General features: G+C 60.8%; 10 protein-coding genes. 4 read left to right on the top strand and 6 right to left on the bottom strand.

Features of this window, described 5'->3' with window-relative positions; genetic code table 11:
* Positions 1 to 162: 162 nt before the first annotated feature.
* From ACJSDX_RS04830 to ACJSDX_RS04815, 4 genes are all read right to left on the bottom strand, one after another.
* Positions 163 to 1,623 carry an efflux transporter outer membrane subunit gene (locus ACJSDX_RS04830; RefSeq protein WP_407993741.1) on the bottom strand — a complete coding sequence of 487 codons (1,461 nt, stop codon included), beginning with the start codon at positions 1,621 to 1,623 and terminating at the stop codon, positions 163 to 165.
* Between the two features lie 10 nt (positions 1,624 to 1,633).
* Complete coding sequence (locus ACJSDX_RS04825; protein ID WP_407993740.1) at positions 1,634 to 4,822, bottom strand: efflux RND transporter permease subunit; 3,189 nt, start codon at positions 4,820 to 4,822, stop codon at positions 1,634 to 1,636.
* A 289-nt stretch (positions 4,823 to 5,111) separates the two neighbouring features.
* Positions 5,112 to 6,350: an efflux RND transporter periplasmic adaptor subunit gene (locus ACJSDX_RS04820; RefSeq protein ID WP_407993739.1), complete on the bottom strand. Its 1,239-nt coding sequence runs from the start codon at positions 6,348 to 6,350 to the stop codon at positions 5,112 to 5,114.
* A gap of 83 nt (positions 6,351 to 6,433) precedes the next feature.
* Entirely contained in the window at positions 6,434 to 7,246 is an 813-nt protein-coding gene (locus ACJSDX_RS04815) for an alpha/beta hydrolase (RefSeq protein WP_407993738.1), read from the bottom strand.
* Positions 7,247 to 7,481: 235 nt separating this feature from the next.
* Between ACJSDX_RS04815 and ACJSDX_RS04810 the strand changes: the two genes are divergently transcribed.
* The 3 genes from ACJSDX_RS04810 (at position 7,482) to ACJSDX_RS04800 (ending at position 11,550) form a co-directional block, all read left to right on the top strand.
* A complete protein-coding gene (locus ACJSDX_RS04810; protein WP_407993737.1) occupies positions 7,482 to 8,021 on the top strand; it encodes a sigma-70 family RNA polymerase sigma factor in 540 nt (179 codons plus the stop codon).
* 4 nt (positions 8,022 to 8,025) lie between these two features.
* Complete coding sequence (locus tag ACJSDX_RS04805) at positions 8,026 to 8,988, top strand: FecR domain-containing protein (protein WP_407993736.1); 963 nt, start codon at positions 8,026 to 8,028, stop codon at positions 8,986 to 8,988.
* A 105-nt stretch (positions 8,989 to 9,093) separates the two neighbouring features.
* The gene (locus tag ACJSDX_RS04800) at positions 9,094 to 11,550 is read left to right on the top strand and encodes a TonB-dependent siderophore receptor (RefSeq protein WP_407993735.1); all 2,457 of its coding nucleotides are present in this window, start codon (positions 9,094 to 9,096) and stop codon (positions 11,548 to 11,550) included.
* A 245-nt stretch (positions 11,551 to 11,795) separates the two neighbouring features.
* Here the strand turns inward: ACJSDX_RS04800 and ACJSDX_RS04795 are convergent, their stop codons facing one another.
* Both ACJSDX_RS04795 and ACJSDX_RS04790 read right to left on the bottom strand, forming a co-directional pair.
* On the bottom strand, positions 11,796 to 12,110 hold the full coding sequence (locus tag ACJSDX_RS04795) for a type II toxin-antitoxin system RelE/ParE family toxin (RefSeq protein WP_407993734.1): 315 nt from the start codon (positions 12,108 to 12,110) through the stop codon (positions 11,796 to 11,798).
* A gap of 7 nt (positions 12,111 to 12,117) precedes the next feature.
* Positions 12,118 to 12,378 (bottom strand): ribbon-helix-helix domain-containing protein, encoded by a 261-nt coding sequence (locus ACJSDX_RS04790; RefSeq protein WP_309566843.1) that lies wholly within the window; start codon positions 12,376 to 12,378, stop codon positions 12,118 to 12,120.
* A gap of 202 nt (positions 12,379 to 12,580) precedes the next feature.
* On the opposite strand from ACJSDX_RS04790, the gene ACJSDX_RS04785 reads away from it, so the two are divergent.
* Complete coding sequence (locus ACJSDX_RS04785) at positions 12,581 to 13,594, top strand: LysR family transcriptional regulator (RefSeq protein WP_309566844.1); 1,014 nt, start codon at positions 12,581 to 12,583, stop codon at positions 13,592 to 13,594.

The following is a 13,594-nucleotide window of genomic DNA, read 5'->3' as shown; positions in this document are numbered from 1 at the left end:
ATTCCTTGAAGAACTGCGAACAAAACTCTCCGGGCGTGTCGCTTGCCTTATCGTTCGCTTTACTGCCCGCGGCAATCTCCTTGCCAACTCCAGCATAACCCCGCCGGGGAAGGTTGTCCAAGGCCGCGCCCGGCGGCATGGCCCGGCCAGGGCAAGCCGCGGTTATTTCGAGGCGACGACCGGCGCAGCCTCCCAGCTGCCGCCCAGCGCGCGGATCAGGTTGACCGTGGCGCGGGCGCGTTCGCCGTCGAGTTGCAGGGTGACGCGCTTTTGCTGCAGTAAGCTGCGATCCGCATCGATCACCTCGAGGTAGCTGACCAGACCTTCTCGATAGCGGCTTTGCGCGAGGTGGCTGGCGCGTTGCGACGAGGCGACGGCCGTGTCCTGCACTTCGGACTGGTTGTCGAGGATGCGCAGGCTGGCCAGGTTGTCCTCGACCTCGCCAAAGGCGTTGAGCACGGTCTGGCGGTATTTGGCGACGTCTTCCTCGTAGACGGCGCGTGCGCGTTCCAGCCCGGCCTCGCGGCGGCCGCCGTCAAAGATCGGCATCGAGAGCATGGTGCCGATCAAGGGGCCGAGCAGGAAGGTGCGGTTGGACCATTCGAACAGGCTGCCCAGCTCGGAGGATTCGTAACCGAGCGCGCCGGTGATGTTGAGGCGCGGGAAATAGGCCGCCTTGGCGACGCCGATGCGCGCATTCGCCGCCGCCATCGCGCGCTCGGCGGCGGCGATGTCCGGCCGGCGTTCCAGCAACGAGGACGGCAAGCCGGCCGGTACGTTGATGCTGATGCGTTGCAACGGAAGCGCTGCCAGGCTGAATTCTGCCGGGGATTTGCCCAGCAGGATGGCGAGGGCATGCTCGGCAATCGCGCGGCGGCGCGTCACGCCCAGTTCCTCCGAGCGTGCGGCCGCGAGTTCGGTCTTGGCGCGCGCCAGCTCCAGCTCGCTGATGTCGCCGGCGTCGTAGCGGTGCTGCGTCAGCTGCACGGTTTGCTCGCGCAGCTTGACGGTGTGCTGGTAGATATCACGCTCGGCATCCAGCTCGCGGATGGTGAAGTATTGCTGCGCCACATCCGCCTGCAGGGATAGCAGGACCGAGCGCAGCAGGGCGGCGCTCTGTTCCGCATCGGCCTGGGCGGCGTTGACCAGCGAGGATACGCGGCCGAACAGGTCTGCCTCATAGGCGAACTGCGCCTGCGCGCGCCACAATGTCTGTTCGCTGCCGTTCTCGGTACGCTGGGCATCCGGCGATACGCGTTGGTGCCCTGGGCTGATGCCGCCGCTCAGTTGCGGGTAGCGGTTGGAACGCTCGTCCTTGAACAAGGCGCGCGATTGCGCCAGCCTGGCGGTGGCGGCCTGCAGGTTCTGGTTGGCAGCCAAGGCCTCGTCCTCCAGGTTGTCCAGGGTGAGGTCGTTGAAGACCTGCCACCACTGGCCGCGGTGGTTGAGTTCCGCCGGCTCGGCAGTCTTCCACTGGCTGGACTGTTCACCAGTCGCATGAAGGGAGGCTTCCTTGAATTGCGCCGGCGTTGCCACCTGGGGCTTCTCATAGACCGGGGCTACTGAGCATGCCGCCAGCAGCAGCGTTGCGGTCAATAGCGATAATGTCTTGGTCGGTTTCATGGTGTGCTTCCTATATCAAATGGCTGGCGGCTGGGCCGGCGACATGGGGTTTGTGCTCGGTGGCCGAATGCAGCTGGCGGCCTCCGCTCAGCTTGCGCAGCAGCACATAGAACACGGGCGTGAGGAACAGGCCGAACAGCGTCACGCCCAGCATGCCGAAGAACACGGCGATGCCCATGGCGTAGCGCATTTCCGAACCCGCGCCGCTGGAAGTCACCAGCGGCACCACGCCCATGATGAAGGCGATGGAGGTCATGAGGATGGGGCGCAAACGCAAGCGGCTGGCCTCGATCGCGGCCTTGACGATGCTGCTGCCTTGCAGCTCCAGCTCGCGCGCAAACTCGACGATGAGGATGGCGTTCTTCGCGGATAGCCCCACCAGCACCATCAGCCCGATCTGGGTGAAGATGTTGTTGTCCCCCTTGGTCAGCCAGACGCCCGTGAGCGCAGCCAGTATGCTCATCGGCACGATGAGGATCACCGCGAGCGGCAAGGCCAGGCTCTCGTACAGCGCCGCCAGCACCAGGAACACCAGCAGCACGCTGATCGGGAAGACCCAGATGCCGGCATTGCCCGCGAGGATCTGCTGGTAGGTCAGGTCGGTCCACTCGAACTTGATGCCGGGCGGCAGGGTCTGCGCGGCTATCCTTTCCACTGCCGCCTGGGCCTGCCCGGTGGAATAGCCGGGCGCCGGCCCGCCGTTGATGTCGGCGGCGGTATAGCCGTTATAGCGCACCACCATTTCCGGGCCGTAGGTGGGCGTCACCTTGACCAGCGAGGACAACGGCACCATGTCGCCCGCCATGTTGCGGGTTTTCAGTTGCAGGATGTCCTCGGCCTTGGCGCGGTAGGGCGCGTCGGCTTGCGCGCGCACCTGGAACACCCTGCCGAAGCGGTTGAAGTCGTTGATGTAGAGCGAGCCGAGGTATATCTGCATGGTGTCGAATACCTCGGTCACCGGCACGCCCAATTGCTTGGCCTTGGCGCGGTCCAGGTCCACGTTCAGCTGTGGCACGTTGATCTGGTAGTTGGTGAACATGGGCCCCAGTTCCGGCGCCTTGGAGGCCTCGGCGACGAAGGCGTTCACCGCCTTGTCCAGCTCGGCATAGCCCAGCGCGCCCCTGTCCTCGATCTGCAGCTTGAAGCCGCCGATGGTGCCCAGGCCCATGACCGGGGGTGGCGGGAACACGGCGATATAGGCGTCCTGGATCTGGCCGAATTTCTCGTTCAGCGATTGCGCGATCGCGGCTGCCGACAATTCCTTGCTTTTGCGTTCGTTGAACGGCTTCAGCGGCGTGAAGACGATGCCAGCGCTGGAGCTGTTGGTGAAGCCGTTGATGGAAAGGCCGGGGAAGGCGACCGCGTTTTCCACGCCCGGCTGCTGCAATGCGATTTCGCTCATGCGGCGGATGACTTCCTCCGTGCGTTCCAGCGAGGCGCCGCTAGGCAGCTGGGCGAAGCCCACCAGGTATTGCTTGTCCTGCGCCGGCACGAAGCCGCCGGGCACAATCAGGGAAACGCCCACGGTCAGGCCGAGCAGCACGGCATAGACGCCCATGGCCGCGCCTTTATGGTTGATGATGCCCTTGACGCCCTTGCCGTAGTTGTCGGAAGCGCGGCTGAACAGGTTGTTGAACCTGGCAAAGAAGCCGCCCAGCCAGCGGTCCATGAAGCGCGTGAGCCAGTCCTTCTTGTCGCCGTGGCCCTTGAGCAGCATGGCGGACAGGGCAGGGGACAAGGTCAGGGAGTTGAACGCCGAGATCACGGTGGAAATGGCGATGGTCATGGCGAACTGCTTGTAGAACTGCCCGGTGAGGCCGGTCATGAACGCCAACGGCACGAACACCGCGATCAGGGTCAGCGCGATGGCGATGATGGGCCCGCTCACCTCGCGCATGGCCTGGTAGGTGGCGTCGCGCGGGCTCAGGCCCGATTCGATGTTGCGTTCGACGTTTTCCACCACGACGATGGCGTCATCCACCACGATGCCGATCGCCAGCACCATGCCGAACAGCGACAGCGCGTTGATGGAGTAACCGAACGCCAGCATCAGCGAGAAAGTGCCGATGATGGAGACCGGGACCGCCAGCAAGGGGATGATGGACGCGCGCCAGGTTTGCAGGAACAGGATCACCACCAACACCACCAGGGCGATCGCTTCCAGCAGTGTGGTGACCACGGCGCGGATGCTGGAGCGCACGAACTGCGTCGGGTCGTAGACGATATGGTATTCCACCGATTCGGGGAAATCGGCAGCCAGCTCCTTCATGGTGGCGCGCACCGCATCGGAAATCGCCAGCGCGTTGGCGCCGGGCGCCTGGAAGATCGGGATCGCGACCGCGGGTTTGTTGTCCAGCAACGAGCGCAGGCCGTACTCAGAGGCGGCGAGCTCGATACGCGCCACGTCGGAAAGGCGCGTGATGGCGCCGTCGGCGGAAGTCTTGAGGATAATCGCGGAAAATTCCTCCTCGGTCTTGAGGCGGCCCTGCGCATTGACGGAAAGTTGCAACGGCACATTGTTGGGCGACGCGCCGATCACGCCGGCCGCCACCTGAACGTTCTGCTCGCGGATCGCCTGCACCACGTCGGATGCGGTCATGCCGCGCTGGGCGACTTTCTGCGGATCGAGCCAGACGCGCATGGCGTAGTTGCCGGAGCCGAACAGGCCGACTTCGCCCACGCCCTGGATGCGCGCCAGCCTATCCTTGACGTTGATCACGGCATAGTTGCGCAGGTAAGTCATATCGTAGCGATTGTCCGGCGAGGCCAGGTGCACCACCATGGTGAGGGTGGGCGAGCTTTTCAGCGTGGTGAGGCCCAGCCGCTGCACGTCGGGCGGTAGCCTGGGCAATGCCTGGTTGACGCGGTTCTGCACCAGTTGCTGCGCCTTGTCCGGGTCCACGCCGAGCTTGAAGTTGACGGTGATGGTGAGGTTGCCGTCGCTGTTGGCCTGCGACTGCATGTAGATCATGTCTTCCACGCCGTTGATGGATTCCTCCAGCGGCGAGGCCACCGTTTCGGCGATCACCTTGGGGTTGGCGCCGGGATATTGTGCGCGCACCACCACGGAAGGCGGCACGACTTCGGGATATTCCGAGATGGGCAGCTGGAACATAGCCAGCGCCCCGCCCAGCAAGATGAGCATCGACAATACGCCCGCAAAGATCGGGCGGTCGATGAAGAATTTTGAGATATTCATTTTAAGTTTTCCCTAAGATTTAGAGCCTGTTCATCCTCTTTTTATAGGGGACGCATGGTTTCAAAGCGTGCCCGATCAAGGCGCAGGCCGCAGGCGATGCTTATTGCCTCGCCAAGGTCTGGAACGCAGAGCGAGTGCGGTTTGAAGCCATGCCCTGTGGGTTGTCCCGCCAGCATAGTCGCTGCGTCGTTGCAAATCCTCGCCGGGCAACGGCCCGACTGTGGTTTTCGCCTTGCATCGCCGACTTTGGCGGGACAACGTACCCTGTGAAAAGAGGATGAATAGGCTCTCATGCGTTGACGGCCTTTTGCTGTTTATTGGGTAGGCTGCGGATCGTGTGGATGGCTTCCTCTGCCCGAACCTGGGCCAATGGCGACTCGCTGCCAGGCATGGCGATCAGATGCGGGCTGACCTGGCTGCCGGGACGCACGCGTTGCAGGCCATTGACCACGATGCGTTCGCCCGGCTGCAGGCCGCTTTCCACCACGCGCAGCTCGCCATGGGCCGCGCCTAGCCGTATCTCGCGGTAATTGGCCTGGTTCTGCGCATCGACCACCAGCACGTAGCGCTTGTCCTGGTCGGTGCCCACGGCTTTCTCGTCTATCAGTAATGCCGGGTGGGTGCTGCCGCTGCCCAGCCTGACGCGCGCATACAACCCTGGCAGCAAGTCGCCCTTGCGGTTGTCGAACACGGCGCGCACGCGGATGGTGCCCGATGCGGTGTCGAGGCGGTTATCGACCGAGCCGATGCGGCCTTCGCGGCTGTAGCCGTCCTCGTTCGCCAGGCCCAGCAAGACCTTGAGCTGGCTGGTGTGCCCGGGCTGGATGAATTTCAGGTAGCTTTGCTCGTCCACCTCGAGCGCCGCGTAGATGTTGTCGGTAGACACCAGCGTGGTGAGCGGCGTGGAGCTGGCGCCCGCGGAGACGATATTGCCCAGCGTCACCTCGGCGCGCGAAATCCTGCCGGATACCGGTGCCGTGATGCGGCTGTATTCCAGGTTGAGGCGGGCAGTCTGCAATGCGGCCTGCGCTGCCAGCAATGCGGCTTTCGCCTCCAGCGCCGCGTTGCGCTTTTCCTCGAAGTCGCGGCGGGCAATGGCGTTGTCACCGATCAGGCGCTCCGCGCGTTCCAGGTCGTGGCTGGTGTAGTCCAGCCGCGCCTCGGCGCCGCTCAGCTGGGCCTGGGCGCGCGCGACCTCCGCCTCGAACGGCCGCGGGTCTATGGTGAACAGCACGTCGCCTTTCTTCACCAGGTCGCCGTCCTTGAAATGGATCTTGGTCAGCGTGCCGGAAACCAGGGGACGGATTTCAACGCGCTCGACCGCCTCCAGGCGGCCGGAATAATCCTGCCAGTCGGTGATGTCCTGCTGCGCGACAACGGCAACGTCCACGGTAGCGGCATTTGTTGCGGCAGCGGTGTCGGCCTGGGCCTCGTGGCTTGCGGGCGACCACAAGATGACGCCGCCCGAGATTGCCAGGGCGGCCGCCAGCAATGCGGCGAATTTCTTTTGTTGGAGTGGTTTAGACATGATGTTCCTCATCTTCAATGTTGAAATCAAAATTTAGCGCGGCTGACAAAACGCTCCTGTCAGGAGCACTTCGCTGAGTTCTGTTAGCCGCTGTTGATAGGTAAACCGGCGTGTCCCGCCTGGCGTCGCAGGAACTCCACCACCTCGTGCAGCATGGGCTGGTGGGCGGGCAATTCGGCATGCTGGACACCGGCAAAACGTGACACCTGGGTAGGGATGCCGGCCTTGATCAAGGCGCTGGCGTATTTTTCCGCCTCGATATGCAGCACGTCGCATTCGGCAGTGGCGATCATGGCGGCGGGCAGGCCGGCAAGGCGCAGCGATTCCAGCGGCGCGGCATAGGGGTGCATGCGTTGCGTGCACTTGGGCAGGTATTGCTGGTATCGCTGCGCGCATTGCGCCGCGGTGAGCTCGGATTTGAGCCTGGCGGCGTCGCCCAGCAGGGTCATGCTCGGGTCCAGCATCGGCGCGATCAGCACTTGCGCGGCAATGCTGAATTCCCCGCGGTCGCGCGCCATCATGCTCAGGCCCGCTGCGATACTGCCGCCCGCATCGTCCCCTGCGACCACGAGCAGCTTGGCGGCCGTGTTCAGGCGGCGCGCGTTGCGCGCGGCCCATTGCGCTGCGGCGTATGCATCTTCCGGCGCTGCGGGGAACGGATGCTGCGGCGCCAGGGCATAGCCGACGGAAAGGACGACGGCAGGGCAATGGTGCGCGATGAAACTGGCGGGAAAGTCCGCATCGTCGAGGCAGCCCGCATTGAATCCGCCGCCGTGGAAGTACAGCACCAACGGCACGTTGTCTTCCACCTGCGCACGACGGTACAGCCGGACGGGGATCGCTCCCTCGGGTCCGGGGATGATGAAGTCTTCACGGGAAACGCGCGGTTCGTTCACAATCGGTCTGCATTGGCTGATATTGGATGCGACACATTGTGATCGTTTTTGCTAATTTAATAATCTACATAAATGTGGAAACACTATTCGTAATTCGCAAACAATGGGATCCAGCGCGCGGGACGTACGGCCAATACCGTAAAAAATTGCATGAAAACAACCACACGGATGAGTTTTCCCGATTTATTGATTACAATGGGAACTGATTCTTATTTCCAATCGTGAACCTGTCCTGATGTCGCATTTTCCCTCGCACCTGCTGGCCGAGCAGCTTTACCAACAGCACCAGCACTGGTTGCGCTTGTGGCTCAATCGCCGCCTGAATAACCATTCCGAAGCGGCCGACCTTGCCCAGGACACCTTCATGCGCATCCTGCTGATGCCGGAGCTCTCGTCGAGCAACCTGGAAAACGAGCCGTTGCGCGAACCGCGCGCTTACCTGGCGACAGTGGCTCGCCGGGTGCTGTTGAACCATTTCCGCAGGGCGTCGCTGGAGCGGGCCTGGCTGGATGCGCTGGCGCTGATGCCGGAGGCGGAAGCCCCGTCGCCGGAACAGCAGGCGCTGATCGCCGATGCGTTGAACGAGGTGGATGCCATGCTCAACGGCTTGTCCCCCATCGTGAGGGAAGTATTCGTGCTATCGCAGGTCGAGGGGCTGACCTATGCCGAGATCGCCGAGCAGCTCGACATCGGCTTGCGCTCGGTCAAGCGCTACATGGCGCAGGCCATGGCGGAATGCATCGTACTGGCCTCAAGCTACCAAGGCAGCATCTGACGCCATGGCTGCACCGGAGCTTGTAATTCGCCAGGTCGCCATGCAGGCTGCGGAATGGTTCGTGCTGATCGATTCCGGAGAAGCCACGCCACAGGAGCTGGTTGCCTTCGAACAGTGGCGGGGCGCTGATCCCGCCCACGAGCAAGCCTGGCAACAGGCCCGGCGCATCAGCGGCCTGGCGTCGAACCTGCCGCAGCAGACGGGCAGTACATTGCGGCGCAAAACGCGCCTGGACCGGCGCAAGGCCATCAAGCAACTGGCGATACTGATTGCAGCCATGCCTGCCGGCTGGCTGGGCTGGCGTTCCGGCGAGCAGCAAGGCTGGCTGGCCGATTACCGCACCGCCGCGGGAGAGCAGCGCCGCATTATCCTGGCAGACGGCACGGTGATCCAGCTCAATACCGCCACCCGCGTTGACATTGACTATAACGCCGCATCACGCACCGTACACCTGCGTGGCGGGGAAATCCTCATCGCAACCGCCCCCGATCCCGATGCCCAGCGGAATGGCAAGCCGCGTCCCTTCACCGTGCAGACCGCTTATGGGCGAGTACAGCCGTTGGGCACCCGTTTTGTCGTGCGCCATATCGATGACCATGTGTTTGTGGCGGTGCAGGAGGGGGCTGTGCAAATCAGCAATGGGGCCAGGACTGACATCCTCCATGCCAATGAAGAAACCCGCTTCGATGCCGATGCCATCGACCAGCCGCAAGCATTGTCTCCCCGCGAGTTGAATTGGACGCGCGGCGTGATTTCTGCCGATGAAACCCGCCTGGGCGATTTCATTGCCGAACTTGCGCGCTATCGTCCGGGCATCCTGCGCTGCGATCCCGCCGTGGCGGATATCCGCGTGACGGGGGCTTACCAATTGCAGGATACCGACGCCATCCTGCTCAACCTTGCCAAGGTGTTCCCGGTCAAGCTCGAATACAGAACGCGCTATTGGGTCACTGTGGTAGCGCGGTAGTTTGATGCTATAAAAAATAATCCTCTCGTTCTGGCCCCTTTTACCTGCCTGTCGTGTCCTGTCTGTTGACGTAACAAAAACGATTAACATTACAGGAAGGAACATATGTCATTGCGTCATCAACCCCAAAGCACGGTTTCCCAATACGTGCAGGCTGCAAATATCTCATCGCGCTTTCGCATCCATCATGCTGTGCATGCGGCAGTGTTGGCTATCGGCATGGCGGCTGGCACTGCCAACTGGCATGAGGTGCATGCCGAACAAGTCACAAGGCAGGCCGAGGTCAGGGAGCTGAACATTGCCGCTGGTTCGCTGGCTGCCGCTATTACGGAATTTGCCGTGCAGACCGGCATCAATATCACTGTGGAGCCCGCGCTGGTCCAGGGGCGTGAAACCCCGGGTTTGCACGGCGATTATTCGGTGCGGCAAGGTTTATCGTCATTGTTGACGCCGCTGGGACTGCAGGCAGAGGAACAGCAACAGGGCAATTTCATTATCAGAGTGATTCCTGAACGGCAGATGGAGCGGGGATCAGTTGCCGTGTTGCCCGAGGTGGCAGTCAGCATTTCCGGCAAGGCGCCGGGTTCGACGACCGAAGGTACGGGGTCTTACACTACCTGGTCGACAAGCAGTTCGACACGACTCAATTTAACGCCGCAGGAAACGCCGCAGGCTGTCACTGTGATGACGCGTCAGCGCATGGATGACCAGAAGCTTGATACGCTGCTCGATGTGCTCGATGCCACACCGGGCATCATCGTTCAGAGAACCTTTATTGGTGAAGGTATTGATGGCACCGACATTTTCGCGCGTGGTTCCCGCCTGCGCAATTATCAGATCGAAGGTGTGCCGACCTCGCTTGCGGTCGGACCTCTGTTGTCAAATACGGCGGCTTATGACCGGGTTGAGGTGGTGCGCGGTGCTACCGGCATTATGAACGGACTGGGCACGCCCGCTGCGACGATTAACCTGATCCGCAAACGTCCGACTGCCGTGCCACAGAAGTTCGTGACTGCCCAGGCAGGCAACTGGGATCGCTATGGAGTTGGCATGGATATTTCCGGCCCGCTGAACGAAAGTGGTACTGCGCGTGCCCGCCTGGCGGCAAACTACAGCGAAGAAGGCGCGTGGGCAAAGCGTTTCGACCAGAAGAATCTTGCGCTATACGGTATCGCTGAATTCGATCTGAGTGAACACACTCTGTTTACCATTGGTTTCAACCATTTAGACCAGAAGACCGATTCCACCATCCTGGGGCGTCCATTGTTCTTTACGAACGGTCAACGGATCAAGCTTTCGCCATCCGACGATGGAACGACTTCATGGAATTACTACGATCATGAGTCGAACAATATTTTCGCCTCGCTCGAGCACCGCTTCGGAACAAACTGGATAGGCAAGGTGGAATACAGCCAGACGCGTTATGATGATGATGCCATCACTGTGGGCGTCACGCAGACAATTGACGCGGCAACCGGAAATGGCATGGAAGTCTGGCCTTACCGCTGGAGCAGCAAAACCCGTCAGAACAACCTTGATGCATACGTGAGCGGCGTGTTTTCGCTGTTCGGACGAGATCATGAACTGATCGGCGGCGTCACATTGTCGCGCAGCCGTTCCAGTACCACTCTTTTCGATTATGATTGGATGAGCTATCCGGCCGACTTTAATATCTATGACTGGACAGATACTGCGCCTGCCCCCGAATTTTTCAAAACGGGCAAAGGAGGTTTTCGTGAACGTCAATATAGCGCTTATCTGAACGCTCGCTTCCAACTCAGCGATGCCACCAGCCTGCTGCTGGGCGGACGTAGTGCGCATTGGCAACTGGACGAGGGATCAGGCAAGCGCAAGGAAGATGTGTTCGTGCCATATGTAGGGCTTGTCCATGCACTCAACGACACTTGGTCGGTATACGGTAGCTACACCAAGATATTCCAGCCGCAGGAAGGCGTCGTATTCTTGTACGGCCGCCCTGGCGCTTCGCCCGACCCCGAGAAGGGGGAAGGTTACGAGGCGGGCGTCAAGGCCAGTTTCAATGGCGGCCGGCTGACCGCTAATCTCGCCGTGTTTCAGATGGATGTGGAAAATCTGGCCTTCTGGGACCCCAATGTCCGCTTTTACGAAGTGCAAGGCGAAACCCGAACACGCGGCGTTGAGCTCGAGGTGAATGGAAAATTGACCGAAGGCTGGCAGACTGGCGCTGGCTACTCCTATGCGCGTACGGAAGATGAGCATGGCGAGCGTGCGTTTACTCGATTGCCGCTACACACCCTGAAGTTGTTCACCACCTATCGCTTGCCGGGTGCGTGGAACAAGCTGACGCTGGGCGGAGGCTTGAACTGGCAGAATTCCATCCGGAGCGGTAGCGCCATCGAGTACACGCAAGGCAGTGTGGCCCTGGTTAACCTGATGGCGCGTTATGAGGTGAGCAGCAATCTGTCTGTTTCGCTGAATTTAAACAATGCGTTGGATAAGGAATACTACTCGACGGTAGCCAACAACTTTGGCACTTTCGGCGCGCCGCGCAACTTCATGGCTTCCATGAAATATACCTTCTGACCATTTTCAAGAGGCGGATGCCGGGTTTGACCCGGCATGCAATTCATCTCCCAAAAGCACAGCATCACGATAAAGATCATGCTGTGCTTTTTTTGTTATAGGCGCATCCCAGCGATATAGCCTGCAAGATACTGAGCAGGCGTATTGGGAATGCTTCGTGTCATTTATCGGACCAGATGAATAAAATGCAGGTGGAGCGCGTCCTCGTTCGAGATATTACGATAAGGGGATGTAACAGCAGGTGGTCACAGCCCGAAATCTTCCCGGAAGCGATCGATCTGGTGCATGCGCTCATGCAGAATGGTCACGATACCGATGTCACCGTTCGATAGTTGGCGCCAGTAGGCGAAGTGTCGCTCGTACTGGAAGAAGTAGCCATCAATGCCGAACTCGGCTGGAATGACGCGGGAGGCCGTCTGGTGAGTTGCGATACTGTCAAATGCCTCGAACAGGCCAGTGATGTAGCGATCGGCCTGCTGCTGGCCCCAGCGGTCGCGAGTGTGGCGATAGATCTCATCAAGCCGCCAGGATGCGGCCTCCTGGATGCGTATCTGTGCCATGGCTGGTTCAAGTCCGGTTGCGTGCGATGACTTCGGATGCCGTCAACGGTTGGTACGAGGACTCCGGAGCGGAGTAAGCATGGGATAGCTCTGCCTTGAGCCGCTTGAATGCGGCAGTTTCCTTGGCTTCCTTGTCGCGGCGGATGAGGTCGCGCACATATTCACTGACATTCTCATAGTTGCCTTGTTCGCCTACGTTGGCAGAGACGAATTCACTCAAGGGGCCGCTCAGGCGCACTGTCATTGTGGTGGTCTTCGTACGGGACATGGCTGGATCCTTATTTTGTGAGTTGTCATCAATATAATCAAAAATGAAGACGTCGCCAAGATTTTAATTCCAATGTGTACGGAGGATCAATGAGCGCCCCCGTATCGACTTGTCTATATTTAAAACAATTTATCAATTTTTAGTGAATTGTTAGTATTATTCATAATAATTGTTGATCTAAGTATGAAGGAATGTCTTAAATATGGACCGATTCCAGGCAATGCAGGTATTCACCCGGGTGGTGGATGCCAACAGTTTCACGCGCGCGGCGGATAGCCTCGGCTTGCCGCGCACGACGGTGACGACCACCATCCAGGCGCTGGAAGGCCTGCTCAAGGTGCGCCTGCTCAACCGCACCACGCGGCGCCTGAGCCTGACGCCGGACGGCGCGGCCTACTACGAGCGCTGCATGCGCATCCTGGCCGAGGTGGACGAGACCGAAGCCTTGTTCCGCGACGTGACGCGCGGGCCGAGCGGGCGGCTGCGCATCGACGTGCCGCCCTCGATCGGCCGCCTGATCATCATTCCGAAACTATGCGATTTCTACACGCGCTACCCGGACGTGGAGCTGGTGATCGGCATGAGCGACCGCCCGGTGGACATGGTGCAGGAGGCGGTGGATTGTGTGGTGCGCATGGGCGGGTTGCAGGATTCCAGCATGGTCGCCCGCCGCATCGGCGCGTTCGGTGTGGTGACCTGCGCTTCGCCGCGCTACCTGGAGCAGCACGGCGTGCCCACGACACTGGAAGACCTGGAGCAGCACCATGCCGTGAATTATTTTTCCAGCCGCACGGGGCGGAACATGGACTGGGATTTTGTCGTGGACGGCAAGGTGATGGAAGTGCGCGGCGTCGGCAAGGTCGCGGTCAACGACGCCGAGGCCTATGTCGCCTGCGCATTGCAGGGCTTCGGCCTGATCCAGGCGCCGCGCTACATGGTGCTGCCGCATCTTCAATCCGGCGAGTTGGTGGAAGTCCTGCCGCAATGGCAGCCGTCCAGCCACCCGATTTCAGTGGTCTACCTGCACAACCGGCACTTGTCGCCCAAGGTCCGGGCTTTCGTGGACTGGATCGCCGAGCTGTTCGCCAGTTGCCCCTTGCTGGGCGGATGCAGCAGCGACATGGTGGATGCGGAGTGCCGCTTTGCCCAGTGCGAGCAAGGCAACACCATGCGCGAGATCATCGACCGCAACAATACGGCCGAGGCGGTATTTTAG

The organism is Methylobacillus draconifructus, assembly GCF_045984355.1.
Classification (GTDB): Bacteria; Pseudomonadota; Gammaproteobacteria; order Burkholderiales; family Methylophilaceae; genus Methylobacillus; species Methylobacillus flagellatus_A.
Note: the sequence above shows the minus strand (reverse complement) of the source record. Positions and strands in the feature narration are given on the sequence as shown.